At 64.2% G+C, this 25566-nt stretch carries 24 protein-coding genes and 1 tRNA gene; 12 read left to right on the forward strand and 13 right to left on the reverse strand.

From position 1 onward, the window contains the following. Positions 1-14: 14 nt before the first annotated feature. On the forward strand, positions 15-1235 hold the full coding sequence (locus tag GUV69_RS12845) for an FAD-dependent oxidoreductase (protein WP_164202912.1): 1221 nt from the start codon (positions 15-17) through the stop codon (positions 1233-1235). Then, complete coding sequence (locus GUV69_RS12850) at positions 1235-2506, forward strand: allantoate amidohydrolase (protein WP_164202914.1); 1272 nt, start codon at positions 1235-1237, stop codon at positions 2504-2506. Before GUV69_RS12845 ends, GUV69_RS12850 begins: the two co-directional genes overlap by 1 nt. A gap of 22 nt (positions 2507-2528) precedes the next feature. Here GUV69_RS12850 and GUV69_RS12855 read toward each other — a convergent pair whose 3' ends face one another. Together GUV69_RS12855 and GUV69_RS12860 are read right to left on the reverse strand one after the other, a co-directional pair. Then, a complete protein-coding gene (locus tag GUV69_RS12855; protein ID WP_244292871.1) occupies positions 2529-3587 on the reverse strand; it encodes an FAD-dependent oxidoreductase in 1059 nt (352 codons plus the stop codon). Between the two features lie 78 nt (positions 3588-3665). Beyond that, positions 3666-4241 carry an HhH-GPD-type base excision DNA repair protein gene (locus GUV69_RS12860; protein WP_208786640.1) on the reverse strand — a complete coding sequence of 192 codons (576 nt, stop codon included), beginning with the start codon at positions 4239-4241 and terminating at the stop codon, positions 3666-3668. Positions 4242-4702: 461 nt separating this feature from the next. Between GUV69_RS12860 and GUV69_RS12865 the strand changes: the two genes are divergently transcribed. The 3 genes from GUV69_RS12865 to GUV69_RS12875 all read left to right on the forward strand — a co-directional run bounded on the left by GUV69_RS12865 (position 4703) and on the right by GUV69_RS12875 (position 7011). Continuing rightward, positions 4703-5566, forward strand: coding sequence for an ANTAR domain-containing protein (locus tag GUV69_RS12865; protein WP_164202918.1), 864 nt, complete (start codon positions 4703-4705; stop codon positions 5564-5566). Positions 5567-5632: 66 nt separating this feature from the next. After that, positions 5633-5797 (forward strand): hypothetical protein, encoded by a 165-nt coding sequence (locus GUV69_RS23280; protein WP_244292716.1) that lies wholly within the window; start codon positions 5633-5635, stop codon positions 5795-5797. 431 nt (positions 5798-6228) lie between these two features. After that, the gene (locus tag GUV69_RS12875) at positions 6229-7011 is read left to right on the forward strand and encodes a DUF3800 domain-containing protein (protein ID WP_164202920.1); all 783 of its coding nucleotides are present in this window, start codon (positions 6229-6231) and stop codon (positions 7009-7011) included. Positions 7012-7324: 313 nt separating this feature from the next. On the opposite strand, the gene GUV69_RS12880 is transcribed toward GUV69_RS12875, so the two are convergent. Then, entirely contained in the window at positions 7325-7771 is a 447-nt protein-coding gene (locus GUV69_RS12880; RefSeq protein WP_164202921.1) for a hypothetical protein, read from the reverse strand. Between the two features lie 215 nt (positions 7772-7986). Beyond that, positions 7987-9171 (reverse strand): phage major capsid protein, encoded by a 1185-nt coding sequence (locus GUV69_RS12885; protein ID WP_164202923.1) that lies wholly within the window; start codon positions 9169-9171, stop codon positions 7987-7989. 593 nt (positions 9172-9764) lie between these two features. Between GUV69_RS12885 and GUV69_RS12890 the strand changes: the two genes are divergently transcribed. Next, a complete protein-coding gene (locus GUV69_RS12890; RefSeq protein ID WP_164202925.1) occupies positions 9765-10829 on the forward strand; it encodes an HNH endonuclease in 1065 nt (354 codons plus the stop codon). On the opposite strand, the gene GUV69_RS12895 is transcribed toward GUV69_RS12890, so the two are convergent. Together GUV69_RS12895 and GUV69_RS12900 are read right to left on the reverse strand one after the other, a co-directional pair. Beyond that, positions 10826-11059: a hypothetical protein gene (locus tag GUV69_RS12895; protein WP_164202927.1), complete on the reverse strand. Its 234-nt coding sequence runs from the start codon at positions 11057-11059 to the stop codon at positions 10826-10828. The two genes, GUV69_RS12890 and GUV69_RS12895, sit on opposite strands and share 4 nt — an antisense overlap. A gap of 1479 nt (positions 11060-12538) precedes the next feature. Further along, positions 12539-12742 carry a helix-turn-helix transcriptional regulator gene (locus GUV69_RS12900; RefSeq protein WP_208786641.1) on the reverse strand — a complete coding sequence of 68 codons (204 nt, stop codon included), beginning with the start codon at positions 12740-12742 and terminating at the stop codon, positions 12539-12541. 115 nt (positions 12743-12857) lie between these two features. Here GUV69_RS12900 and GUV69_RS12905 point away from each other — a divergent pair, with 115 nt between their 5' ends. Together GUV69_RS12905 and GUV69_RS12910 are read left to right on the forward strand one after the other, a co-directional pair. Continuing rightward, positions 12858-13601 (forward strand): hypothetical protein, encoded by a 744-nt coding sequence (locus GUV69_RS12905; protein WP_164202928.1) that lies wholly within the window; start codon positions 12858-12860, stop codon positions 13599-13601. 86 nt (positions 13602-13687) lie between these two features. Then, the gene (locus GUV69_RS12910) at positions 13688-14863 is read left to right on the forward strand and encodes a tyrosine-type recombinase/integrase (protein ID WP_164202930.1); all 1176 of its coding nucleotides are present in this window, start codon (positions 13688-13690) and stop codon (positions 14861-14863) included. Between the two features lie 90 nt (positions 14864-14953). On the opposite strand, the gene GUV69_RS12915 is transcribed toward GUV69_RS12910, so the two are convergent. Next, a tRNA-Lys gene (locus GUV69_RS12915) sits at positions 14954-15026 on the reverse strand. 225 nt (positions 15027-15251) lie between these two features. Between GUV69_RS12915 and GUV69_RS12920 the strand changes: the two genes are divergently transcribed. From GUV69_RS12920 to GUV69_RS12930, 3 genes are all read left to right on the forward strand, one after another. Continuing rightward, a complete protein-coding gene (locus GUV69_RS12920) occupies positions 15252-15911 on the forward strand; it encodes a hypothetical protein (protein ID WP_164202932.1) in 660 nt (219 codons plus the stop codon). Positions 15912-16180: 269 nt separating this feature from the next. Then, entirely contained in the window at positions 16181-16798 is a 618-nt protein-coding gene (locus GUV69_RS12925; RefSeq protein WP_164202934.1) for a DUF47 domain-containing protein, read from the forward strand. Between the two features lies 1 nt (position 16799). Next, on the forward strand, positions 16800-17810 hold the full coding sequence (locus GUV69_RS12930) for an inorganic phosphate transporter (protein WP_208786642.1): 1011 nt from the start codon (positions 16800-16802) through the stop codon (positions 17808-17810). Between the two features lie 145 nt (positions 17811-17955). On the opposite strand, the gene pstB is transcribed toward GUV69_RS12930, so the two are convergent. The 4 genes from pstB to pstS form a co-directional block, all read right to left on the reverse strand. After that, entirely contained in the window at positions 17956-18735 is a 780-nt protein-coding gene (gene pstB, locus GUV69_RS12935; RefSeq protein ID WP_164202936.1) for a phosphate ABC transporter ATP-binding protein PstB, read from the reverse strand. A gap of 81 nt (positions 18736-18816) precedes the next feature. After that, positions 18817-19929 carry a phosphate ABC transporter permease PstA gene (gene pstA, locus GUV69_RS12940; protein ID WP_164202938.1) on the reverse strand — a complete coding sequence of 371 codons (1113 nt, stop codon included), beginning with the start codon at positions 19927-19929 and terminating at the stop codon, positions 18817-18819. Next, on the reverse strand, positions 19930-20862 hold the full coding sequence (gene pstC / locus GUV69_RS12945; RefSeq protein WP_164202940.1) for a phosphate ABC transporter permease subunit PstC: 933 nt from the start codon (positions 20860-20862) through the stop codon (positions 19930-19932). A 101-nt stretch (positions 20863-20963) separates the two neighbouring features. After that, the gene (pstS, locus tag GUV69_RS12950) at positions 20964-22082 is read right to left on the reverse strand and encodes a phosphate ABC transporter substrate-binding protein PstS (protein ID WP_164202942.1); all 1119 of its coding nucleotides are present in this window, start codon (positions 22080-22082) and stop codon (positions 20964-20966) included. 236 nt (positions 22083-22318) lie between these two features. Here pstS and GUV69_RS12955 point away from each other — a divergent pair, with 236 nt between their 5' ends. Then, complete coding sequence (locus GUV69_RS12955) at positions 22319-23446, forward strand: FUSC family protein (RefSeq protein WP_164202943.1); 1128 nt, start codon at positions 22319-22321, stop codon at positions 23444-23446. A gap of 6 nt (positions 23447-23452) precedes the next feature. On the opposite strand, the gene GUV69_RS12960 is transcribed toward GUV69_RS12955, so the two are convergent. Then, positions 23453-24472 (reverse strand): Gfo/Idh/MocA family protein, encoded by a 1020-nt coding sequence (locus GUV69_RS12960; RefSeq protein WP_164202945.1) that lies wholly within the window; start codon positions 24470-24472, stop codon positions 23453-23455. A 39-nt stretch (positions 24473-24511) separates the two neighbouring features. Then, entirely contained in the window at positions 24512-25528 is a 1017-nt protein-coding gene (locus GUV69_RS12965) for a LacI family DNA-binding transcriptional regulator (RefSeq protein WP_164202947.1), read from the reverse strand. Positions 25529-25566 lie beyond the last annotated feature (38 nt).

The following is a 25566-nucleotide window of genomic DNA, read 5'->3' on the forward strand; positions in this document are numbered from 1 at the left end:
CCAAGGAGCCACCCATGGAATCGACTGAATACGCCGTTGTTGGCGCCGGGCTCTCCGGATCTGCCGCTGCCTGGCATCTCGCCGCCCGCGGCCACGACGTTGCCCTGCTCGAACGCTCAACTCCGGCCAACGATGCCGGCAGCTCCCACGGCTCTGCCCGGATTTTCCGCTACGCCTACCCTGAAGAGTTCTACGCCGGCCTCGTCCAGGAGGCGAAGGCCGGGTGGGACGAACTGGCACGCCTCAGCGGCAAACAACTCATCACTCCGACGGGCGCCGTGGACTACGGCGCCATCCGTGAGCCCGAACGCCTGGCCGCGGTGCTGGCGGCCCGCGGCATCGACCATGAACTCCTCAGCGCCGACGAGGCTAACCGCCGCTGGCCGCAGATCGCCTTCGACACCCGGGTGCTCTGGCACCCGGACGCCGGCGTCATCGACGCCCACGAATCCGTCGCCGCCATGGTTGACCAGGCGGCGGCGCACGGCGCCGCGCTGTACACCAACTGGGCCGTCACCTCGATAGCCGCGTCCGACGGCGGGTACCTCCTGACGTCTGCGGACGGACGTTCGCTCCGGGCCGCCAACGTGGTTGTTGCTGCCGGCGGCTGGCTTCCGCAGCTGCTCGGATCGCTGTCGCTGCCCTCAGCCTTCCTGGCAGGAATGCCCTCGCTTGAAGTGCGCCAGGAACAGGCCTACCACTTCCCTTACGCTGACGGGACGGACCATGGCGCGTCACCGTGGCCCACCTTCATTCACAAACGTGCGGGCTGGCAGGCTTATGGCCTCCCCGGCGGCCGCGACGCAGGGTTCCGCGGCCAAAAGGTCGGCGAATACAACGGCGGAAAAATCCTTCCCTCCGCGGCGGATCAGGACGGACAGATCGACCCCGCCAACCGCCGTCGGGTCATCGATTACGTGGAGCAGTACCTGCCCGGGCTGGTCCCGGAACCGTACGCCGAAACAACCTGCCTGTTCACCAACACACCTACCGAGGACTTCATCCTCGACCGCGCCGACGGCATCACCATCCTCTCCCCCTGCTCCGGGCACGGCGCAAAATTCGCCCCGCTGATCGGCCAGCTCGCCGCGGACCTTGCCACCGGCGCAGGGCCCGTCCCGGATCAGTTCCGGCTCGCAGCCCGGGCCAGCCGCGCAGGGTTGAGCCACGCAGAACTGACCCACGCAGAACTGACCCACGCAGAACTGACCCACGCAGAGTTGGGGGCCCGCTGATGTCGCCGCGTACCGAAACCACTCACCTGGAGGCCCCGGCTCCCGCTGCCACTCCCGCTGCTACGGTAACGGGCCTGCTCTCCGACATCGCCGGCACCGGCACCGACGCGCTCCGCGGCGGCTACACCCGGCCCGTGTACTCCACCGCGGAACTGGACCTGCGTACCTGGTTCATCGAGCAGGCCTCGAAGCGCGGGCTTTCCGTGGAAACCGACCGCAACGGCGCCATCTGGGCCTGGTGTGACGTGCCTGGCGGGGACCGCCGCAACAGCCTGGTCACCGGCAGCCACCTGGACTCGGTGCCTGGCGGCGGGCCCTTCGACGGGCCCCTCGGCGTCGCCTCAGCACTGGTGGCAGTGGACATCCTCAAGGCCCGGATAGCTGTTCCCACGCGTCCGCTGGCTGTTGTGGTGTTCCCGGAAGAGGAAGGTTCGCGGTTCGGTGTGGCCTGCCTCGGTTCGCGGCTGATGACCGGCGCCATCGATCCGGACAAGGCCCGGAACCTGCGGGATCCTGACGGCTCCACCTTCGCGGACGTCGCGCAGGCCAACGGACTGGACCCCCGTTTCATTGGCCGGGATGAAGAACTTCTTGACCAAATCGGTGCTTTTGTGGAGCTGCATGTTGAGCAGGGCCGTGGCCTGATCGACCTGGACCAGCCCGTAGCGATCGCATCGTCCATCCTTGGCCACGGCCGCTGGCGCCTGAGCGTCCACGGACAGGGAAACCACGCCGGTACAACGCTGATGGCTGACCGGCAGGATCCCATGGTGTCAGCCTCCCGCATGGTGGTTGCCGTGCGGGACATCGCCCGGAAGCAGCCCCACACCCGGGCCACGGTAGGACGGCTCCAGCCGGTCCCGGGCGGGACCAACGTCATCGCCTCGCGTGTTGATTTCTGGCTGGATGTCCGGCATCCCGACGACGCCGTGACGGCTGCCGTGGTGCAGAGCATCCACTTGCAGGCACAGGTTATTGCGGCCGAGGAGGGCTGCCGGGTTGAGCTGCGGGAAGAGTCGCTGAGCCGCACCGTGCACTTCGATCAAGGCCTGCAAAAGGACCTCCAGCGGGCCCTGCCGCAGGCACCCATCCTGGACACCGGCGCGGGCCATGACGCCGGCGTCCTGGCGCCCTTCCTCCCCACTGCGATGATCTTCGTCCGCAATCCCAGCGGTGTTTCCCACTCCCCCGAGGAACACGTGGTGGATGAGGACGCTGAAACAGGGGCACGCACCCTGGCCGATGCCCTGCAGGCGCTGATGATCAGCTGATGGCCTGGCCATGGGCGAAAGGTCAGCGTTGGCTCCGCGGCTTGGGTTTGATAACCCAAGCCATGGAGCCGGCCGCGGCCATCGCGGCGTTGCGCGGTGCTGCGCCGGTGCCGAGCATGGCGAAGCGGCCCATGAGGCGCGAGGACAGCACCAGCCGTTGCGTTCGCTTCCTGCGGGCTTTGTCGAAGGCAGCAAGGCCCGACTCGACAGAGAATGCCTGCCCCGCGCACCGCCCCAACGTTGCCCCGTCCACGATGGCTTCGCAGGCGCCACGGCCAAGGAAGGGCGCCATGGCGTGGGCAGCGTCACCTACCAACGCTGTTCCTCCCTTGACGAAAGAGGGCAGCTTCGGCGTCTCGAAGAGTCCGTGATGCAAAATCGCGTCCTCGTCGATCCGGTCCAGCACCTCCCGCACGCTGCGGTGCCAGGAACCGAAATACTCCTGCAGGTGCGGAAGGTGCGGTCCGGCAAATGTCCGGTCGGAGCGGACGCTGGCGTACCAGTTCGTCGCGTGGGGGCCTGCCGGCGTGATGCCAAAGAGTGCGCCGGGAGCCCAGGTCTCGCCATATTCGGCAACCGCTCCCTGAACGGTTCCCCGCCAGGCCACAGATCCGAGCGGCCGTGCACTGAAGCCGGCACCAAAAATCCGCTGCCGGGTGCGGCTGAACGTGCCGTCCGCGCCCACCACAAGGTCGGCATCGCTGACCTGTTCCGGGTCAACAACCTGAGTGTTGAAGGAGATGTCCACGCCTTGGGCGAGGGCGGCGAGCAGTGCCGGCCGGGCAACCAGATGGAGGTCCGCTCCGCCGGGCGCCGTGAGCAGCGTGCGTCCGGCCGGCGTCCACAGCCGGGTTGAGGCACCGGCAGCAATGTGCGCCCAGCCGTCAGTCCGGCGTGACGCTTCGACGACGCCAAGGTCGCCCAGGGCCTGCAGCGCGGCTGGCCACATACCAAGCATGGTGCCTGTCTCCGGCAGTGCTCCGCTCTGTTCGAAGACCGTTACCGACCAGCCATGACGTTTCAGGGCCCGCGCCGTGCTCAGGCCACCGATTCCCGCGCCGATAATGACGGCTGATCGCATCACGCCCTCAGACTACAGAACTGGCTGAGCCAGCCGGGTACGGGGCGCGCCGCGGCGGGAACGCCGGTCATGCGGCAGTCAGCCCTTCGCAGCCTTTGCCGCCGCCTTCGCTGCCTGTTTGCTGGCCCGAACCTTGGCGAGCGACCCCGGATCCACGATGTCGGCAACCGACAGGAAAGCGTCCTCCTGGCCGTAGTGGCCCGCGGCCTCGCGCCATCCGGACGCCTCCAACCCGCACTGCTTGCCCAACAGGGCAAGGAAAATCCTGGCCTTCTGCTCCCCGAAGCCGGGCAGCGCCTGCAGCCGGCGCAGCACTTCCTTACCGTCGGGTGCATCCTTGGTCCAGATCAGCGTGGCATCGCCGTCCCAGTCTCGCTGCACGGCCTGGGCGAGCGTCTGGACGCGCGCCGCCATGGAGCCGGGATACCGGTGGACCGCAGGACGTTCCTTGAACACCTCCACGAACGCTTCCGGTTCGTACGCTGCCACGGCTGCCGGATCTATGGATCCGATCCGTGCCCGGATTTTTTCGGGGCCGGCAAACGCTGATTCCATGGTCACCTGCTGATCCAGCAGCATGCCGGTCAGCAGCGCAAACGCGTCGTCAGTGAGCAGTTGGTCGGCAGCCGGGTCACCTGTGATGTGCAGTTCCATGGCCCTTATCTTTCCACCTCGGGCTGCCTGCGTCATGAACCACCGGGACACGGCAGAGAGCCATCCCGGGACCCGGACCGATCACAAATTGAAGCTCAAACTTGAACGGTGGTCCACGAAACCAAGTACTACCTAATCTCAAATACGAGTACCGAATACGCGTTTGCCCGGGACCCCGCCCCCACTACCTTCGTCTTAGAGCCAACGCTCGCTATCTCACTGCGTTGGATGTCTCACTAGGGGGTGTGAGCAGGAATGAATACAGGACTTAGCAGCCACGTTTTCCCGTGCCTTCGGGCCCGGGTACTGAGCGGGGCCGGCGACGAGGAGGTCTTCGAGACCAAGGCCTCTCCCCCAGCCGTCGCCGGCCCTCTTATCCCCATGGTTTGGCGGTCAGCCTTCCATCTTCCGGCAGCTCCCGTGATGAATGGACCGGCCCTGCAATTCCGGGGAAGCCGGCCATGAAGTATTCAACATCGCAGGTTTCCCCGGCACACGCTTCGGCTGCCCGGCGTCCGGCGCATCAGACCCAGCACGCGACCGGACATCCGGCAACGCTTCCAAGCCAGGTCCCGGGCCCGGCGCGGGCAGGGACTGAAAGTGGCCCGGCAAGCACCGCCGGTTTTATCCCTGACTTGGCTACCGGGGCGAAAAGCCTCGCCGATTCCCTCGAGATCCTGACCCGCACGGCCTCGGAGACCCTGGCCGGCCTCATGGACTCACCCGTTGAATGCGCCATCGTGTTAAAGAGGGTCAAAAATATCCCCGCCACCGCCGGCACAAGCCCGGAGGCAGCACTACTCGCCAGGCTGGAGCAGGAAGCGGGCGAAGGTCCCCTGACCGAAGCCCTGGCCGGTAACGGGACCGTGGCCATGAACCACGTCACGTCGGACTTCCGCTGGGCGCGGTACCGGCCGCATCTGCAAAACGCCGGGTTCGATAGTGTTCTTGGCCTGCGGCTCCGGCTCGATGACGGAGCGGAAGCAGCCCTCGCCTTCTTCGCACCGGGCGCCCAGGCGTTCCCGCTTCACGTCATCGCCGCTGCGCGGAATTTCGCGGACCTCGCGGCCCGGGGCCTCATGCTGGTCCTGGAACTGCAGACCACCAGCACCAGGGCATCAGACCTGCAGTCGGCCCTCGAAAGCCGGACGTCCATCGACATTGCGTGTGGGGTGATCATGGCGCAGAACCGGTGCTCCTACGACGACGCTATTGCCATCATCGCCAAGGCGTCCAGCCACCGGAACCTCAAGCTGCGAAAGGTGGCGGAGGGCATCCTGGAGAAGTTGCCGGGCGGAGCACCCCGCACGCATTTCGAACACTAAGACGCTGCCCGGGTGTTAGCTCTGGGTCCAGCATGTGCGATTTTCGCCACCGTCACCCTTGGTGCCTTGGCCGTTTTCCAGGCAGCGCTGATCGCTGGTGCTCCCCTGGGGCATCTGGTCTGGGGCGGCCGGCACAAGGTCCTGCCACCCAACCTCCGCATCGGCAGCGCGGTGTCCATCGTCCTGTATGCGCTGTTCGCTTATATTGCCGGCCTGAGCGCTTCACGATGACGCCCGTCGCGCTGGTGCTGGCGGCGCTCTATCTGGTGCTGTCGCTCAGCTGAGACCTGCCTTGCCTGCCGGAGCCTGACCTGAGCGTCGGGCCAAGCAGGTCAAAGCAGGTGAAGGGTTAAAGCAGAAAGCCCGGAGACAGTGTGTCTCCGGGCTTTCGCGCGGGTGGGCCCTGTGGGGATCGAACCCACGACCCACGGATAAAGTCCCGCAAGTTCGGCCTCTATATACCTTTGACTCGATGGGCCCTAAAGCACCGCCATTCCGCGGTTTTTGAGCCCATGACCCTTCCCCCGTTAGCTAGGAAAATCTTGCTCGTTCTGGAACGCATGTCCCCAAAATGTCCCCCCTTGACGGGTTACTGGCGGCCTGTCTTACGGAAGCGCTGGCACCCGTCCAAAGGGCAGCAATGCCGCCGCTAAGATTTACGAATGGCAGTTGGGGACGTACACGTATATATCGATGAAACGGGCGATAGGGGAAGCACGGCCAAGAGCAGTCCCATATTCGGCATGGCCGCCGTACTCGCGGACGATGCCGGTGCCGCCGGACTCCAAGCCGCCGTCAGCACACTTCGGGCCGACTTTGGCGTTCCTGCAAGTAGCCTTCTTTCTTGGAAGGCGCACGTAAAGAATCACGACCGTCGGAAGCGCGCGGCGGAAGTGCTTGCGCAAGTCCCCGGCATCAAGGTTTGCTACGCATACGCCACGAAAGCAGAACTACAGGCGGGCACTTACAAGGACGACCAGCAGCTTTTCTACAACTTCGTAGCCTACAGACTGTACAAATCGATACTGTGGGCGGCTCGGAACTGGAAGGGGCCGGGCGGCAAAGTGTGGACCAGGTACTCCCACGTCCGGCATCACGACCACACGACGACAGATGCCTACATCCGCCGGCAGGCGACGCAGGACCCGAAAGTCCCGTTCCACATGGAGCAGGGACTTAAGTGGGTGTCAGCGACGACGTATGCGGAATCCCAGGCGGCAGACCTCTTTGGTGGATTCTTGAAGTCGGCCCTGTGGCCCAGCGGGGACTTCGGGTATACGGAACCCGCGTATTTGCAGAGCGTCTGGCATCAGATCCGCAACAGCGACACGTGCGCCATACCTTTGGGAATTTTTCCCATGCCGAATTTCGAGTCTCTGACAAAGCTTGACTGGTTCCCGTGCCCCACCTGCTCAAAGCGACCGGTTCCAGTCTCGTCACCATAAAGAAAACGGCTCCCCGGGTACCTCCAAGGGCCGATCCACTTAAGGAGAGCGATGGCAGCACCGCGGGCGTTCCTTGGCAGGCTCCCCAGGAGCCGTTTTGTCCATGCTATGTCAAGATGGATGTCCAGTTCAACAGTCAGTCGATGGGCACCCTTTCAGCCGCGTCTATAACCGTTAGACGTTAGACTCCGCCTCGCGCGCGTGCGCGCGACCCCCTACAGCGCCGGGGGGAGACGGATCACTGCCGGCAACAGGGGGCCGACAGACCCCGCCCTGCGATTGAGACGCCCTTACCCCTAGAAGGCGTGGAGCACTAGTCCTTGCCCTTATCGTCCCGATTGGCGTGCCGCTTGCCACGGTCCTGCTGCACTTTGTCCCACAGCTTCGTAAACTGCTTTGTCGGAATCTGCGGAAGGTCATCGCCGTAGTCCGCGTAGTCCCTTTGCAACCGTTGCGCTTCCTCCTTACTCGCTACGCGGAGCTTTGTCTTTACGGACATGAGACGGCGGAAGGCGTAGTTGCAATCGCTGGCGCGCTGGTCCAGACCCCAAACGGTGGCGGCCAAAGATGCGACCACGAGGACAAGACTGGCAATCGTGGATCCGCGAACGAGTAGCAGGGCAAGTCCCTCAGGCGGAGGCATCCAGAGGGTTACAAGATTCATACCTGCGCTTACGGCAGAGACGCTGAGAGTGATCAGGAGGACGGTGCGACTCCAAAAGCGAGCACGGAGATGCAGGCGGGCGTAGATATCAACCATCGTGGTGATTTTGTGCTGGAACTTAGCAAGCGTTTCTACGCTGTGCGCAGGCGTAGCAGTAGGGCTCCCGTCAACCGCTGTTAGCCCCAAAGCATCTTCGTAGCCCGCCATATTTCCGCCTAGTCGTACCATCAGCAACCCTCCGCCGCTGCTGGCATCCTACGCGATTCGTTGGTGTGGCCGTAAATAACGTCCCACGGCCACACCCGCCAGGTTTATGAAGCCAGCGCCACTTCAACGAACGCGTTGGGCCGCTTTACGGCGAAGCCGAAGCGTCCCTCGAACCTCATGGTGACTAGGTTCTTGGTGAAGTTTTCCCCGGAACGGTCCAGGGCCAGGGTCGCGTCCTCCCGGACGATGACCTGGGCCTGCTGCCAGTCGCCCAGGAGCGCCGTGCCGGCGGCTACGGCGTTCGAAGGCACGCGTGGGACCTTCCACAGCTTCTCGACACCGTCGCCGCCCGGATCGCCCAGCAGGTACTGTCCTGTTGCCCCGGACTCGCGCAGGAGGTCCAACGCTTCGGCGTCGACCGGGTTCAGGACCAAGGCCGTGGGCGTGATGCCGTAGACCTCCAGGCTTGTCATGGCCTTCCGGATGGACGTTAGCGCGTCCGTGACGAACGCTTGGACAATGATCCCCGACGTGTTCAGCAGGCCGGTAAGGTTTTCCCCCGTTCCATCGCCGTGCACGACCTGGTTTTCCAGTGCCAGGTACAGGCCAGCCTCCATCTCGGTCCGCAGGAAGTCTTCAAGGTTGGCATGGTCCGCGAAGTAGCGCTCCGGGACCGGCTCCGACAGGTGGGCAATAACCCGGACCCTGTCTTCGACTTCCGCCAGGGAGTAAACCGACGTTGGTTTGAGTGCCCCGTCAGGGACAGGGGCCGCGTTGTTGGTCCGGACCGTCTGCCGCAGGAAGCTGAAGCTGTTACCGGTGCCGTACCCGCCGTTGAGGCCCTTTGCCGGTATCAGTTCCAGGAGGGAACGCGGTGCCTCGGACATGGTGACGATGTCCGTTTCGATCGGCGCGGGCACCCCGATGCTGCCCGTAATGAGCGACTTCTGCCCGTCGGTTTCCGCTGTCATGGTCTTTGCCATGCGGTCCGCAGCCGCCTTGGCCCAGGACCCTCTCCCGCGGCGGCCGGAACCGTGGCCGGAAACGCTGACGGGTTCACCGATCTCGGCCGCCAGCGTCTTTACCTGCGCGCGAATTTCCTCGTCAGACTTTGCGCGCTTGAACTCGTCCAGGGCATCGCGCCCCTTGGTCATGTGCCGGTCGTAAGATGCCTTTTCCTCGGTCGTGAGGTCGCGGCCGGCAGTGGTGGCCTTTTCCGCAATCGTTCGGGCGTCCTGCGCAGCTGCGGTAGCGATTCCGCGCCACATTTCCATACGTTGTGTGCTCATGGGATTGCCCTCCAAGGGCAGGAAGGTGCGCCGAAGTGGGCGCACTCAAGTGGATGAGGGGACACCGGGCGGGCTCCTACGGACGGCGTCCCGGTTTACACGGCCCTCTGAATTTCGCTTGCGCGCCTCTTCATTGACCATTCACCGGTGCCGCTGGTGGGCACACATTCCACGGCGGGACCTTATAGACGGGCGGATTGACCCGGAAAATTCCGGTATGACCGTTGGCCGTATCCCTCACGCTGCGCTCCATCTACCGGGAAGGCCCTCAGACTTGAGCCGCTAAACCCCTCATCCTTAACCTGGCGGCGCTGGTCGCTTGCGCTGACGCAAGATTAACGTGGATCCGCGGAAATGTCAGCGCGGGCAGGCATTATTGACTCATGGCCCCTGACTTGACACAGCACGATGAAATCCGCCGGCGCATCCTGACCGTCCTTGCGTCTGCAAAGTCTTACCGGCTGCCTCCGCAAGAAGTCAGGACCATTCTCGAAGAGCGTTTTTCCTGGACACGTGACGACAGGGAACCATTCCCAAGTTCTCCCACCGGCGACCCCAAGTGGTGGACCCGGTCAACAATCCAGCGGAACCGCATGGCAAACGACGGACTAATCGACCGGACCGACCTGCGGGTCTGGAAACTAACCGACCTGGGAAAAACTGAAGCCCGCCTGCTGACACCGCAAGCATGGAACGAGCCGGCTGGGACCACATCGGGCTCCCGACCGTCGAACGGGGCCCCAGCGGCCCAGGGCCCCTTCACCCGGGACGGGCACGCCGCGGCCGAAAGGTCACGCAGGGAACAGCTGTGGGCCGCCCTGCTGGCCGCAGGAGGCCCCGTCAACGTAGAACGTGGACTCTTACGCGACCTCAAGATGTACGGCGGCCAAGCCGGCATTTTCGTCCCCAACGCCGAAACCAGGACGCCGGCGACGCCTAAGGGCATCGCCCTGTCTTTCCTTCACACCGGCCGGCACTACGACGACGAACTCACGGCCACCGGCGTTATCTACCACTACCCCTCGACCGGAAGGTCCGGGCACGATAAGTCCGAAATTGAAGCTTCTCACGCCGCCTACCGGGCAAGCCTGCCGGTCTTCGTAATCGGGCCCGGCAACAAGGCCACGACCAGGACTGTATACCGCGGCTACATCGAAGACGTAGACGACAAGAACAAAGTTCTTCTCATCACCTTCACGCGTGCGGAACTTCCACCACCGCCCACACCCACCGAAATATCCGAAGCCTTCAACCTCACCGACAACTCGGCAGCCCCTAGCTTTAGCGCCCGCCGGAACAGGCCCAACCAGGTGCGCTTCGCCTTCGACGTCTACAAACGCTACGGAACCGAGTGCGCCGCCTGCGGCCTCAACGTCCAAGGCCTCCTCCAGGCCGCACACCTACTGTCCAAGAAGGACGGCGGTAGCGATGATGCCCGCAACGGCCTGCCCCTTTGCGCGAATCACCACCTTGCCTTCGACCGCGGCTACTGGTGCATGGACACTGACTTGAAACTCCACGCCCAGAGCAACGGGCCGGCGCTCTTCGATCTTGCGATACCCCGCGCCGACCTGACGCACCTGCCCCGACTGCCCCACAAGGACGCCCTGGCAATAGTCTGGACGGACTGGAAGGCGAAGCAGGAAAAGACCGCCTAGCCCTCAGCCACGGCGGCCTGAGCCATGCGATCAAACATCCGATTGGCCCGATCCGGTCCCAGTGCATAGAACGCCGCAACCGCCAGCCCACAGGCAGCATGCGCAAGGCCCACCGGGTCCTCCGATTCTGTCAGCATCAGCGAAACCTCGTCCTGGCGGTTCTCGGCCATAAGCCGCACCACCGCAAGGGCCTCAAGGCGGTTCGTCTGTTCGTTGGCTTGCTTGCTCATTTCTGTCCCCTTGGTTGAATGGTTCCTGATGTGTCGGCGTCCGCGAATGCGCGCCAAGTTAATGTCCCGTCCGGCTGCGTGACCCGGCGAAGATGCGGCTTACAGCGAAGGCAAGGCACAGCGCAACCTTCCGCATCGGGTAGCCACCCGCCCTGGCATGCGTGCCGCATTGTTTCCGGTTCCAGGGGCAAGAGCGCCAGACCGAGGTCCTGCCTCCGCACAGCGTCGTCGCTCATCATGCTGCCCCCTTGCCGGTTTTGCAGGCAGGGTCTCCGCAAAGGGTCGCCCCATCCGGAAGACCGATAATAGGTTCCCAGCACGTCGAGCATCGAGGTTGATGCCTACCCAAGAACCGCCGGTCCCGCTGCCCACATTTGAGATCACCCAAGCATCCGGGACAGTGCGCGGCCGGCGATTCAGGGTGGTCAACACATCTCGCTCCGTTGGCCAACGCACGCCGTCGTTCAGCCGCACGATCAGCCTTGACGGCAGTGTGCAGGGTAGCGACATAGCCAGGCTGGTTCAGGCGTGACGCCGGCATTTTGGTCTCAGGATCGTCCAGGCACTTGCGAACGATTTCCCTCGCATCATCCGCCGCCATTCCGGGATGCCCGACCACCAGCCTTTGGGCTAGGGCTTCGGCACCGCCCCTTCCATCTTGGGTCTGCTCATGAGCGGACGCCGGTACCGGCAACTCAGCCTGGCGGGGGGTTGGGGGGATGGTTACTTTTGGTTCTTTATCTTTAGGGGCACGCTCAGGCGTGATCTTTAAGCCGCTGTCGCGTGACCTTAGAGACGCCTTGGCGTGACCTATTTCCCCGGTAGGGCCCGCTGTGGCGTGACCTTGGTTATGGCTAGGGCCCGCTGTGGCGTGACCTTTCAGGACAGGAAGCTGAAACTCGGTGGCATGGCCGCGGGCAGCGAACACCGGACGTCCCGACTTGTCCACCGCGACCGGAACGCGGACCTCGAGGCCGCGTTTGCTCAACCGCAGCAGCGCGTCGCTCAGCCCTCGATCGTTAAGGCCGGTCCAGTGTTTGAGCTTTTCGCGCCCAGGAAAGCAGGTCCGCGCCGGAATCGGCCTGCCATTCAGCACACGGTCCGACTCTTGGGCAGCATTGGCGATGCACAACAGCAGCAGTCGCTCCGCCGCAGTGAGGTCCACCGGCGTATGCTCCAAGACCTCATCAACTAGCCCGAAACTCACTTCTTCACCTCCTCTCGCGATGCTCTCGGGGCACGTTCGTCAGGTTCTGGCGGGAAACCGGACATCCTGAGGCCCGCCCTCAATTTCGTAATCACCGATACGGTCCACCGAAGCCAGGAGCTTCCAAATGCCCGGCCGAACCTCCAGAGCCGTGACGGGTTGACCAGCAGGAAGCGAGGCAGGCCGCGCGTATCGTCCGCCAGGGTGCCCTGCAACCGGCGTGAACGTGAGCCGCTGCACGGTGACAGCGGTAGCCGGCTTGGAGTCATCCCTCATGCTGAGACTCCAACCATGTGCGCAGCTTCGTAAGCTTCGACGTCAGCAGCACGGTAACGGACCGCGCCGCCGATCTTGACGTAGGCCGGACCAGTGCCTTGGTAACGCCATTGCCCCAAGGTGCGCTGCGGGACCTGCCACCGCTCCGCCAGGTCTCGCGGCGTCAGCATCCCCGCTGTCCGCATTTCTGTGCTTTCCATGGTTCACCCTTCGTTCAAATGAGCCTTCTTTGTCTAATTGGTGCTCATTGATATCAGTGAATCATGACTGGGCCGCTATTGTCTACAGCATGCTCACTCTGCAACTATTAGACGCATGACTACACAACCGTTCACTGCGTGGTGGACAGACGAGCCCGTAGGCCGATGGTGGACGGAATGGGACTCGGAGGATCTTGTACGCGCCGGTGACATCTACGCCCCTGCTTCCGTCCGAATCTTCGTCAAGGACTGGAGAGGTTACGACGTCGCTTTGACAGCGAAGGCCACCCCGTCAGGTTTCACATGTGCTGCCATCACCATTGGCGAACGAAATCAAGCCGTCGACTACGACGCCCTGCGGGCAGTTCCGATAAAGGAAATGATGCGCCCGGCCATGGCAACTGCCACGTACTGCATTCCGCCCAGCGTCATCATCACCTGGATGCCGAATGTTGCCCCAGGCGATTTCGAACGCGACGCCATACGGGACAAGAAAGTCCGGAAGCTCTTCACCGCGGCGATCTATCAATTGGCTCGCTTCGCTGGATTTGGCCCTAGGGAGGCCGTCCAGGATTACTTCGGCGTTTCCAGGGCGACGTCAACCCGGATGGTGGCGGCAGCGCGGGAAGCCGGCCTGATCAATGACACTCCTCCTGAGCTAGCTACAGCGTCTCGGGATGTTCTGGAAATGCTATCCGGAGGCCTCACAACGGACGGATTTCCGCCGTATGAGCCCACGAGGCAGCCGGGGTCAAGCAGCGCGCCTGACCTCAGCCAAATAGTGGATGAGGCTATTCGGAAGCTCAACGCGGGCCGTCCTGCCGCCGGTTCTCCGGCGCGGGGAACCTCTGGAGAATAGTCATGGCGCGCGCATGGATTCAAGACGAGTGGCTCGACGCCCACCGCCAACCGACGGCCAGGAACGGCACTGGTAGCCGATGGCGAGTGTATTGGTGGGAGGAAACGCAGACTGGACGCCGCCGGCGTTCCAAGAGGTTCCAGCGGAAGCCCGACGCCCAGCAATTCGCCGCCAAGCTCGACAATGACCTGCGGGCCGGCACCTACCGGCCGCCCGAGCACGCTGAAACTCTGCTCGCCGTCGTCGCCCTCGAATGGCTCAATACCCGGCACGACATCAAACCGGCAACGTACCTCCACTACGAAAGGAGCCTGCAGGCCTACGTCTTGCCGCAATGGGGATCACGAAGAATCGGTACCATCACGAAACCGGAGGTCGCGAAATGGATCAGCGCATTAGCAGCCGGTACGGCCCCCGCAGCTAGCAAGGTCAGGAGCAGCAGCCCGCCCCGCTTTGAGCCAGCGCCCATGCGCGGCCCACTCAAGCCTTCAAGCCTCGGCCACGTTCACACTGTGCTGTCTGCGGTCCTTTCGTGGGCAGTCGAAACAGACCGAATCAGCCGCAATCCGGCCGCTGGCGCTCGACTGCCCCGCGTCACTGCCCCGGAACACGTCTACCTGAGTCACCCCCAAGTAGAAGACCTCGCCACGGCAGCAGGGGAACTCACCGGACACACAACAGACAGCACCCTTGTACGGTTCCTCGCCTACACCGGTCTCCGCATCAACGAAGCCCTAGCCTTGAAAGTCTCTGCCCTGGACCTGATGCGGAACCGCGCGCAGGTCACCCAGACGTGGACCTTGGACCGCGACGGCAAGCGCGTACTGGGCCCGCCGAAGACACATGAGAAACGCGCCGTACCCCTGCCCCGGTTCCTCGCCACCGAACTACGGGACCTGATCGCCGGTCAGCGCCAAGACGCGCCGGTATTCCGGACACCTACGGGTGAGGCACTAAATGCGCATAACTGGCGCAACCGCGTGTTCAACCTCGCCGCGCACGACGCCGACCTCGGCGGTAGGGGGCTGACGCCGCACAAGCTCAGGCATACGGCGGCGAGCGCTGCAATCGCAGCGGGAGCAGACGTGAAGGTTGTCCAGCTCATGCTTGGACACAAAGACGCCACGGAGACACTCAACACCTACGGGCATTTGTGGCCGGACCGTCTGGACGAGGTATCGCGGGCCCTCGAATCGGCAAGGGCTAGCGACCTTCAGGCCATTCGTAGCAATGTCTCCGAAATGTCCCCACGAACAGCCTAGGTATGGCCCGCGGAACAACCGGCACCACGCGAAAAAACCCCCGATCCCTGCTATTGCAGGGATCGGGGGTTCCACTCTTCGCTAAAAGAGTGGGCCCTGTGGGGATCGAACCCACGACCCACGGATTAAAAGTCCGATGCTCTACCAACTGAGCTAAAGGCCCCAACTGATGGTCTACCGACCGATCAGCCCAGTCCATTTCTGGACGATAAATACTCTACCTCACCTGCGGACCCGCGTTGCACGCACATGCCACGCGCAGGTCACCCAAGGTGCGTGCCGCCGTCGTACGCTTCCAGTTCCCCAGCGTTTCGCAGCCACGGCCACCTGCGTCCTGGCTACGGGGAAGTACTCGATTTCCCGTGCGGCACAGGAGTAGCGTGGGGGCATGAGCGAGCAAGCAGGACCCAGTCACTACGGCGGCGCCAACCGGCATCACAAACCGAAGCCGTTCGCACCCATCGACTTTGAACCGTTCGCCGGCGGCCCGGATCCTGCGCGCGTCTCGGAGGCGGCACACCTCGCGGCGCAGGCGCTGGTCCGCCACGGCCGCGACAGTGACGATCCCGTGATCACGGAACGCCTGGTCAAACTGACGGACGAACAGGGCCTGGAAGCCATCGCCGAGATGTGGGCCGAAAGCCCCGCACGGTCGCTGCCTGGCGCCCTCTGGCGGCTCTACGCACTGCGCGCTGCCACCGTCCAGGACCCGGAACGGATCTCGGTCTACTTCCGCGCAGGAAAAGACACCGCCCAGGTCTCCCATGTGGTGGCCGGCGCTGCCGAACCGCCCGGAGCCGAGGAAATGCGGGCCATGGCGGACGCCATTCTCTCGGGCGCGTTCGACGGCGAGTTCGACGTCGCGCTGGAACGCTCCGCCGCTTTCTGCCGCGTAGTGGCGCTTGGCCAGGCGACCCTCGCCGACGGTGCCGAACACGGCAATGAGGCCCACGCGAGCAAGCTCACCCGCAACTCCCATCAGCTCGTGAAAACCGCTGAAGACCTCGAACATGCGGCCAATGCGTGGCGTTTGGGCGAGCTCGACTGACGCAGCAGGCCCGATCTGTCAATGTTGACTTGAGCCAGCCGACGTAGAACACTGAAACTGGTGTCGAACCGCGAAACCCCCGGGCTTCAACATTTAGCCGCCTAGAGCGGCCTACCGCCGAGAGGCGTATCCGGTTCGGCACCATTTTTATGCCTGTTTACAGGCCGCGGGCAGGGGCCGGGTAGAATCAACACCAGTTGCTGGCCTGCGTCAAGTCACAAGTGGGCGGCCCCCGACCCAGTAGATCACCCGGAGACCGGTAACCCAACGTGAAGCTGAGCCTTTTTCCCCAGGAGCCCGCCGGGCTGACCCTGTTGTCCCAGATGGCCCAGCAAATTGTGCACGCAAGCGCCACCATGGCCGAGATCCTGGGCGTCCCCGCCGCTGAGCACGCCAAGCTGGTGGACGACATGCACAACCACGAGGCCAAATCCGGTGAGCTGCACTTCGCCCTGCTGACCCATATGCGTACGAGCTTCGTAAACCCGCTCCCCCGTGAAGACATGTACTCGCTGTCCCGGTTCCTTAACGAAGCCATCGAGAAGCTGGATGGCGCGGCGGAACTCGTCTCTCTATACAAGCTGGACCGGCTGCCCCGGCGTGCCGCGGACCAGCTGGAGATCATCAGCAGGCAGGCCGAACTCACCGTGGAGGCCATGCGCCGGTTGAACAACCTCGATGACCTCGAGGACTACTGGATCGAGATCCTACGGCTCGCCAAACGTGCAGAACGGACGCACCGGGTCTGGGTGGCGGACATGATCAAGGAGATGAAGTGGGCGCAGTACTCCCGTAACCGCGACGTCGCCAACCAGCTCGTGGAAGTCACCAAGGACATGCGCCGCATCGCCACACAGGTAGGCAGCATCATCGTCAAGGAATCCTGACGTGACAGGATTCGTCTTCGGCGCCGTGGTCCTGATGACCGCGGCGTTCGCGTTCCTCAACGGCTTCCGCGACGTCCCCAACGCGGTGGCACTGGCTGTCCGCACCAGGGCCCTGACTCCCAGCGTGGCCGTGCTGCTGGCAGCCTTCTTCAACCTGCTGGGCGCCCTGTTGAGCGCCACCGTGGTGGTCGCCATCAGCCACACGTGGATCCACCTGCCGGACGGGCTCAGCGGCCTGAGCATCCTGATGGCGGGTGTAGCCAGCGCCTGCGCCTGGGGCCTCCTGATGTGGTGGCACGGGATGCCGTCCTCGTCCACCCATGCATTGGTGGGCGGACTGGCTGGTGCTGGCCTCGCCAGCCTCGCCGTGGGCGGTGTGGGAGTGGGAGGAGTGGACCGTTCCCTGGTGGTCCAGGTGCTCCTGCCACTGCTGCTCTCGCCCATCGTCGCCTACGTGGGCGCTTACCTGATGGTTTTCCCGGTCACGTGGGCGGCACGCCACACCCAGCCCCATGTGGTCAACCAGCGCTTCCGCCGCAGCCAGGCCATCGCTGCCGGCGCTGTCGCTTTCGGCCACGGCCTGCAGGACGGCCAGCGGGTGGGTGCTGTGCTGCTGCTTGCCATGGTCGCCGCAGGCTACGCCGACGGCGACAGCATCCCCCTGTGGGTGGCGCTGCTGTCCGCGGTGATGATTGCAGCCGGAACCCTGTTCGGCGGCTGGCGGATCTCGCACACCATCGGCTACAAAATCACCCGTGTTGATCCGTTGCGGGGCTCGGTGGCCCAGACGTTCAGCGCCGTGATGCTTTTTGTGGGGGCCATCGCGCTTCAGGCTCCTCTCTCCACAACACACACGGTGACGGCGTCCGTACTGGGCGCCGGCGAGAACCAGCACTTCGCGGTCACCAACCGGAAGCTGGTCCTGCAGATCCTGGGGCTCTGGGTCCTCACACCCGCCGCTGCCGCGGCATTGGCCTTTGTGTTCGCGCTGGCGCTCTCACCCCTGGCTTAAACACGGAATCGACTGCTCCGTAAGGGCCCTTCTGAGCTATCAAAAGGGCGCTTACGGAGCAGTCGATTGGGTGCGCGGCGGCGGTGGTGGGCCCACGCCGGCGAGGGCCCCTGCCTGAGCTTGCGAAGGCTGGGGCCGGTGGGGACTATCCGAAGCGGCCGGAGACGTAGTCTTCGGTGGCTTTCACCGTGGGGTTGCTGAAGATGTTCTGGGTGTTCCCGTATTCGATCAGCTTGCCCGGCTTGCCGGTGCCTGCAATGTTGAAGAACGCCGTCTTGTCGGAGACGCGGGCGGCCTGCTGCATGTTGTGCGTCACGATCACCACGGTGTACTGATCCTTGAGCTCATTGATGAGGTCCTCGATGGCCAGCGTGGAGATCGGGTCAAGTGCAGAACACGGCTCATCCATCAGGATCACCTGAGGCTGCACGGCGATGGCGCGGGCGATGCAGAGACGCTGCTGCTGGCCGCCTGACAGGCCGGAACCCGGCTTCTCCAGGCGGTCCTTGACCTCATTCCACAGATTGGCGCCCCGCAGCGAGCTTTCCACCAGCGCGTCAGCCTCGCCCTTGGAGATCTTCTTGTTGTTCAGCTTCACGCCGGCCAGGACGTTGTCCCGGATGGACATGGTGGGGAACGGGTTGGGCCGCTGGAACACCATGCCGATCTGCGAGCGCACGGTCACGGGGTCAACGCCGGGTCCGTAAAGGTTGTCGCCGTCCATCAAGACTTCACCTTCAACGCGGGCGCCGGGAAGCACCTCATGCATACGGTTCAGGGTGCGCAGGAACGTGGACTTTCCGCAGCCTGAGGGGCCGATGAAGGCCGTCACTGATTTGGCCTCGATGGCGATGCTGACATCCTCCACGGCCAGAAAATCGCCGTAGTACACGTTCAGGTCTTTGACGTCGATGCGCTTAGACATGATGTTCCTTCACTTGCTGGGGGTACGGATTGAAGTCTAGGGTTTGGTCGCGGGGACCGGAACGGCCTGCCGGAAAGATTTTTAGCGGCCCGTTTTGGGGGCGAAAATCTTGGCGATCAGCCGGGCGCCGAGGTTCAGGACCATCACCAGGATGATCAGCACCAGGGCAGCGCCCCAGGCCCGCTGCGAGGACGGGTCCGGGTTGGCAGGCGATGTGGGGTTCAGGATCTGCGTGTAGATGAACGTTGGCAGTGACGCCATCCAGCCGCCGAACACGTTGTTGTTGATGCTGGTGGCGAAACCGGCGGTGACCAGGATGGGCGCGGTCTCACCGATAACGCGGGCGATCGCGAGGGTGACACCGGATGCGATGCCGGAGATCGCCGTCGGGATGACCACCTTGATAATGGTGCGCCACTTCCGTACGCCCAGTGCGTAGGCTGCCTCGCGCAGTTCGTTGGGGACGATCTTCAGCATTTCCTCGCTGGAGCGCACCACCACGGGGATCATCAGCACGGAAAGTGCGACGGCGGCGACGGCGCCGGTCTTGGTGCCGGGCCCGACTACCGCGAAGAAGAATGCCGCGGCGAACAGGCCGGCGACGATGGACGGGATGCCTGTCATAACGTCCACAAAGAACGTGATGGCACGGGCCAGGCGGCCATCGTTGCCGTACTCCACCAGGTAAATGGCCGTCAGGAGGCCGACGGGCACGGAGATTACGGTGGCAACCACCGTCATCTGGATGGTGCCAACCAGTGCATGGTAGATGCCGCCGATGACGGGGGCGCCTTCTTCGACGGCCCTGTTGTCGTAGACGCCCGTGACGCCGTTCATGGAGCTGGTGAGGAATCCGGGGGCGATCAGGCCGGGAATGCCGTTGACCAGCACTGTCCAGATCACCGAGATCAGGGGCAGCAGTGCGATCAGGAACGAACCGACCACGAGGCAGGTGGCCAGTTTGTCCTTGGCTTTGCGTGAACCTTCGACGACGCCGCTCCAGCTCACCAGGCCGGTGGCGAAGAGCAGTGCCGAGACGATTCCCCAGCCAAAGGCGTTGAAACCGATCAGTGCCATGACTGCCGCACCGAGGATGAGGGCGGCTGCCAGGACAATGTACGGCGCGTAGGACGGCAGCTGGCCCTTGGTGAGGGCTGAACGCTTGCTGCGGACGGGAGTGAGAGTGGAGGACATTTAGTTGGCTCCCGAGAATTCTTTGTGCCGGGTGATGATCCAGCGGGCCACCATGTTCACGGCCAGCGTGATGACGAACAGGACCAGGCCGGCAGCGATCAGCGTGCTGACCTTGAGGCCGCTGGCTTCAGGGAAGTTCAGGGCGATTTCAGCGGCAATGGTCTGGTTTCCGGAGGTGATCAGGCTGGCGGTCAGGGCGCCGGAGGAGAGCACCAGGGCCACGGCCATGGTCTCTCCCAGTGCGCGGCCCAGGCCGAGCATAACGGCGCTGATGATGCCCGGACGGGCGAACGGCAGGACCGACATCTTGATCATTTCCCAGCGCGTGGCGCCCAGTGCCAGGGCGGCTTCCTCGTGCAGTTTGGGGGTCTGCAGGAAGATTTCGCGGCTCAGGGAGGTGATGATGGGCAGGACCATCACCGAGAGCACAATGCCCGCTGTGAGGATGGTCTTGCCGGTGGCCGACGCCGGGCCCTGGAAGATGGGCAGCCAGCCCATGTTGTCGGCAAGCCAGTTGTATGCCGGGGAGATTTCCTTGGCGAGGAACGCTGCGCCCCAGGCTCCGTAGATCACGGACGGGATGGCGGCCAGGAGGTCAACCACGTAGCCAAGGCCGTTGGCGAGCCCGCGCGGTGCGAAATGCGAGATGAACAGTGCCACACCGATGGCGACGGGGGTGGCGATCACCAGGGCAATGGTGGCCGCGATGAGGGTACCGATCACAATCGGCCAGATGTAGGCGAAGAAGCCTGCTCCGCCCTGGATCTCGGCGGCCGGTGCTGTCAGTGCCGGAATGGACTGGACAACAAGGAAAAGTGCCACGCCGAACAGGACGGCGAGGATGAGGCACCCGGCGGCAAGTGCGGCGCCGGAAAAGATCTTATCCCCGGCGCGGCCTGCGCCCTGGGAACTGCTCAGGGGGGTGGCGGTCATTCCAGACCCTTCGATTGTGGTGGTGCCCAAAAGCTAGCTTACAAAGGCAAGTTCCCCGCCCCGCCTTTCGGCGTGGCGGGGGACCTGGTTCAAGGCAGTTACTAGGACTTGACCTTGATGGATTCGATGGCCGTGGTGGCCTTCTCGGCGAGGGCCGGGGACAGCGGTGCGGACTTCGCGGAGTCGGCAGCTGCCTGCTGGCCTGCGTCCGAGACTACATAGCTTTCGAAAGCCTTGACCAGGTCAACGGTTTCCTGATTGTCGTAGGTGGAGCAGACAACGTGGTAGGAAACCAGAACGATCGGGTAGGCACCGGCAGCGGTGGTCTTGCGGTCCAGCTTGATGGCGACGTCGGTGGCGGAGCGGCCTTCGACGGGCTTGCCGGCTTCAACAGCCTTGGCGGCGGCGTCGGCGGAGATCTTGACGAATTCCTCGCCGACCTTGATGGAGGCGGTGCCCAGCTTGCCGCCCACAGCGGAGTCATCGGCGTACGTCACGGCGCCCGGGGTGTCGGTGACGGTCTTGACGACGCCGGAGGTGCCCTTGGCGTTCTCGCCCTGCAGGGTTGCGGGCCAGACACCGGAAGCCTTGTCGGTCCAGACCTCAGCCGCAGCAGCGGAGAGGTACTCGGTGAAGTTGGTGGTGGTGCCGGAATCGTCAGAGCGGTTCACCGGCGTGACCTTCAGGTCCGGGAGGGTGACGCCTTCGTTCAGGGCGGCAATCGCGGGATCGTTCCAGGTGGCGATTTCGCCGCGGAAGATCTTGGCTACGGTGGCCGCGTCCAGCTTCAGCTCGGTGATGCCCGGAAGGTTGAAGGCCACGGCGATCGGGGAGATGTAGACAGGGATGTTGAGGGCGCCGTCGGGGCCGCACTGGGCCTTGGAGCTCTCCAGCTCTTCGTCTTTGAGGTACGCGTCGGAGCCGGCGAACTGTGCCGAGCCGTCGATGATGGCCTTGCGGCCGGCGCCGGAGCCGTCCGGGGAGTACTGCACGGTGGCGCCGGAGTTGGCGGCAGCGAAGCCGGCCTTCCAGGCGTCCATGGCCGGGCCGGTGGAGGAGGCGCCGATGCCGGTGAGGGTGCCGGTCACCTTGGTGCCGGAAGTCTGGGTGCCGGCAGGCGTGTTGCCCGTGGCGTTGTCTGAACCGCAGGCGGTAAGCGCGAGTGCGCCGGCAGCGATAACAGCAATAGCCGCGTGGCGGCCGAAACGGAGTGCCTTCACTAGATGTGTACCCCTTCCAGGGATATTCAGTAGCGGGCAGGGCCGGAGACGCCCTGCAGCGCGATGCGTACGTTTTGTACCTTCATCGAATTTAGGGGCTGCAGGTAAAGGGATTGGCGGCCGAAAGTGAACAGAAGGTTAACGGCAGCGGCATTTTGTCTTACATGTGCAGCGTCACCATTGCGCGGGTCACACTTTCCGCCGTAGGGGGACCGCCGGCAAATAGACTGGACGGCATGGCCGCAGCAGCAGGACTCTCAGCAAGCAGGCGTTTCCTGCGCGGACGAATCCGCACGGGCCTGATCCGGAGCAGGAACTCGCTGGTCCCCGCTATCCAGATGACGGCTTGCGCGGTGGGGGCGTACGCCTTCGCTGAGTACGTTCTGGGGCATTCCGGTCCCCTGTTCGCAGCAACGTCCTCACTGATTGCCCTGGGCTTCTCGCGTGAACCGCGCCTGCGCCGGGTCATGGAGGTGGGCTTGGGCTGCACCATCGGCATTGCCGTTGGTGATCTGTTGCTGCACTGGCTGGGCAGCGGAATCTGGCAGGCCGCCGTCGTCCTTCTCTTCTCCATCCTGCTTGCCCGCTTCCTGGACAGCGGCAATATTTTCACCACGCAGCTGGGACTGCAGTCGCTGCTGGTGGTGCTGCTGCCGGCGCCCGACGGCGGGCCGTTCACCCGCAGCATCGACGCCATTGTTGGCGGGGTGGTTGCGCTGCTGGTGACCATCCTGGTGCCCAAGGATCCGCGGCGGGAGCCCCGCAAGGATGTCCGGAAACTGCTCCACGAACTGGCCGAAGTGTTGCGGGAATGTGCCACTGCGCTAAGCAACAGCGACTCCACGCAGGCGTGGCACGCGCTGATCCGCGGCCGGAACTGCCAGCCTCTTGTGGACGCGATGCGCCATTCCCTGCGCGCTTCCGGCGAGGTGGCCACGCTCGCGCCGGCCCACCGCCGGCACCGTGACGAGCTGGAGCGGCTGGACACCTCCCTGGACTTCATCGATCTGGCGCTCCGCAACAGCCGCGTGTTTGCGCGCCGGCTCACCAGCGCCATCAACCATGCCGCCCTGTCGGACGAGGCGACCGAGAACATCGCGGAGGTGCTCCAGGACACCGCGGCCGCTATTGATGAACTCGCGCTGGGCCTGGCCGAGACGCACGACGGCGTCCGCCGCGCCCATCTGCGCACCGCCCGGCAGGACCTCAGCGAGATCGCGCTGCGGCTCCATCCCAAGCTTCTCGGGGTGGAACGGCTGGAGGGTGAGACCGTGGTGATGCTGTTCCGGCCGCTGATGGTGGACCTGTTGGAGGCCACCGGGATGGACTCGCGCGAGGCCAGGGACATTCTGCCGGCGCTGTAGCTGGTGCTACCGGTCATTTTCGTAACGAACGCCCAGCTGTGACCTTGCATGGTCGAGGATTTGCATGATTTTCACGCTTTCATGCCAGGGCATCAGGGGGCTTTCCGGAAGCCCGGCGCGGATGCACCGGCCGGCTTCCCGCAGTTCATGGATGAAGCCTTCGGTTGCCTCGTAGAACTCCTCCACCTGCACCCTCCCGTCCGGCCCTGCGTATTCCAGCCGGCGGGCGTTGTAGAGGGGCGAGCCGGTGCGAAGCCAGCCCTTGGTGCCGCTCACGGTCACGATGCCGGGGCTGGCGGATTCCAGGGAGGACACCAGCTGGGCTGCGGCGCCGTCAGCGTATCCGAGGGTCAGGGTGTTCTGGACGTCGATTCCGTCGCGATTCAGCCGGCCGGCGGCGGTGACGCTGTCCGGAAAGCCCAGCATGCTCACCGCCCAGGTCAGCGGATAGGCGGCGAGATCCAGCAGGGCACCGCCGCCGGCCGCCGGATCCCAGAGCCTGTCGCGGGGATCGTACGTGGCCGCAAAGCCGAGATCGGCCTGCACCCAGCGGACTGTGCCGATTCCGCCGGCACGGACCACTTCAAGCGCCCGCCGCGTTGACGGCAGGAACCGCGTCCACATCGCCTCCATGAGGAACAGTTCCTGCTCACGCGCCAACAGTATGAGCTCCTGGGCTTCCCGGGCGTTGACCGTGAGCGGTTTCTCGCACACGACGTGCTTGCCTGCTTTGAGGGCCGCCGTGGCAACCTCATGGTGCCGGGCATGCGGCGTCGCGATGTAGACCACGTCCACGTCAGGATCAGCAAAGAGTTGCTCATAGGCTGTCGCCCCGGGCTGGTCGTGATAGCTCGTGGCGAAGCCATACTGCCCCGCGAACGTCTTCGCCGCGGCCGCGCTCCGCGAGCTCACAGCATGCAGGACCGAGTTTTCCAGGCGGGCGAGGTCGGCGGTGACGCGGTGCGCGATCCGTCCGGTGGCCACCACGCCCCAGTTCAGGGGTTGATTTTGGGCAGCAGGGATCATGGGTGGGTTCCGCTCGATAGGTGTGGCCGGCCTTAAAGGTCAGGCAGATGCCCGTATGACCAGCGACGTGGGAATCCGGGTGACCCTGTCCGCGGGTTTTCCGTCGATCAGCTCAACCAGTGTCTCTGCCATTTTTTTGCCCATCTCGATGACGGGGTGATGCACGGTTGTCAGCGGCGGATTCACGGAGGTGGCAAACGAATCGTCGTCGAACCCCACCACCGCCACGTCAGCCGGGATCCGGATCCCGCGCTCCTGGAGCACGGTGTAGGCGCCCGCGGCCATCTGGTCATTGGCCACGAACAGCCCGTCGATGGGCTTGCCGCGCTCAAGGAGCCGCCGCATGGCCTTGGCGCCGGAGGAAAGCGTGAAGTCCCCGTACTCCACCAGGGAATCGTCCAGTCCGGACGCTTCCATGGCCTTCCGCCAGCCGGTAAAACGGTCGACGCCGGGCGGCATGTCCTGCGGTCCGGCGATGGTGGCGATGTGGGTGCGGCCGCCCTCAACCAGCAGCCGGGTTGCGCCTTCGGCGGCGGCCTCGTTGTCAACGTCCACGTAGTAGCTTCCGCCCTCGGCCAGCGGCCTGCCCGCGAAAACCATGGGGATGTGGTCGCTGACGTGGGCCCAGGACCGGTCTCCTGCGTGGTGGGAGACCACCAGGGCACCTGCGACGTTGCCGCCGAGCAGGAACGCCCTGGTCTTTTCGGGTTTGGCTTCTGATGCGATGACCATGTTCAGCGTGTAGTCGGTGTCTGCGAGATAGAGGGCCACGCCCTGGACAACGGAGGCGAAGAACGGATCTGCGAAGACCTTGGAGGTGGATTCCGGCACGATCAGGCTGATGGAATTGGGCTTCCGGCTGGCGAGGGACCGGGCGGCCCGGTTGGGTGTGTAATTCACGGCGAGAATGGCTTGGCGGACCTTCGCGGCGATGTCTTCGTCCACGCTGGGAACGTGGTTAACCACGCGGGAGACGGTGGCTCGGGACACGCCGGCCAGCGCAGCCACCATTTCAAGGGTGGGCGCCGGCCGGCTTCCGCTGGGGTCTTGCTTCAAGATCTTCGCTCCGTGACGTTGAGCGGGCTTCGCCCGGT

It is taken from the genome of [Micrococcus luteus] ATCC 49442 (assembly GCF_010367585.1).
Classification (GTDB): domain Bacteria; phylum Actinomycetota; class Actinomycetes; order Actinomycetales; family Micrococcaceae; genus Arthrobacter; species Arthrobacter luteus_A.

Bases quoted from the DNA above. Each gene is read 5' to 3' on its own strand.
- GUV69_RS12845 (WP_164202912.1), top strand. From the start codon at position 15: ATGGAATCGACTGAATACGCCGTTGTTGGCGCCGGGCTCTCCGGATCT.
- GUV69_RS12850 (WP_164202914.1), top strand. From the start codon at position 1,235: ATGTCGCCGCGTACCGAAACCACTCACCTGGAGGCCCCGGCTCCCGCT.
- GUV69_RS12855 (WP_244292871.1), bottom strand. From the start codon at position 3,587: ATGCGATCAGCCGTCATTATCGGCGCGGGAATCGGTGGCCTGAGCACG.
- GUV69_RS12860 (WP_208786640.1), bottom strand. From the start codon at position 4,241: ATGGAACTGCACATCACAGGTGACCCGGCTGCCGACCAACTGCTCACT.
- GUV69_RS12865 (WP_164202918.1), top strand. From the start codon at position 4,703: ATGAAGTATTCAACATCGCAGGTTTCCCCGGCACACGCTTCGGCTGCC.
- GUV69_RS12875 (WP_164202920.1), top strand. From the start codon at position 6,229: ATGGCAGTTGGGGACGTACACGTATATATCGATGAAACGGGCGATAGG.
- GUV69_RS12880 (WP_164202921.1), bottom strand. From the start codon at position 7,771: ATGGTTGATATCTACGCCCGCCTGCATCTCCGTGCTCGCTTTTGGAGT.
- GUV69_RS12885 (WP_164202923.1), bottom strand. From the start codon at position 9,171: ATGAGCACACAACGTATGGAAATGTGGCGCGGAATCGCTACCGCAGCT.
- GUV69_RS12890 (WP_164202925.1), top strand. From the start codon at position 9,765: ATGGCAAACGACGGACTAATCGACCGGACCGACCTGCGGGTCTGGAAA.
- GUV69_RS12895 (WP_164202927.1), bottom strand. From the start codon at position 11,059: ATGAGCAAGCAAGCCAACGAACAGACGAACCGCCTTGAGGCCCTTGCG.
- GUV69_RS12900 (WP_208786641.1), bottom strand. From the start codon at position 12,742: ATGGAAAGCACAGAAATGCGGACAGCGGGGATGCTGACGCCGCGAGAC.
- GUV69_RS12905 (WP_164202928.1), top strand. From the start codon at position 12,858: ATGACTACACAACCGTTCACTGCGTGGTGGACAGACGAGCCCGTAGGC.
- GUV69_RS12920 (WP_164202932.1), top strand. From the start codon at position 15,252: ATGAGCGAGCAAGCAGGACCCAGTCACTACGGCGGCGCCAACCGGCAT.
- pstB (WP_164202936.1), bottom strand. From the start codon at position 18,735: ATGTCTAAGCGCATCGACGTCAAAGACCTGAACGTGTACTACGGCGAT.
- pstA (WP_164202938.1), bottom strand. From the start codon at position 19,929: ATGTCCTCCACTCTCACTCCCGTCCGCAGCAAGCGTTCAGCCCTCACC.
- pstC (WP_164202940.1), bottom strand. From the start codon at position 20,862: ATGACCGCCACCCCCCTGAGCAGTTCCCAGGGCGCAGGCCGCGCCGGG.
- GUV69_RS12955 (WP_164202943.1), top strand. From the start codon at position 22,319: ATGGCCGCAGCAGCAGGACTCTCAGCAAGCAGGCGTTTCCTGCGCGGA.
- GUV69_RS12960 (WP_164202945.1), bottom strand. From the start codon at position 24,472: ATGATCCCTGCTGCCCAAAATCAACCCCTGAACTGGGGCGTGGTGGCC.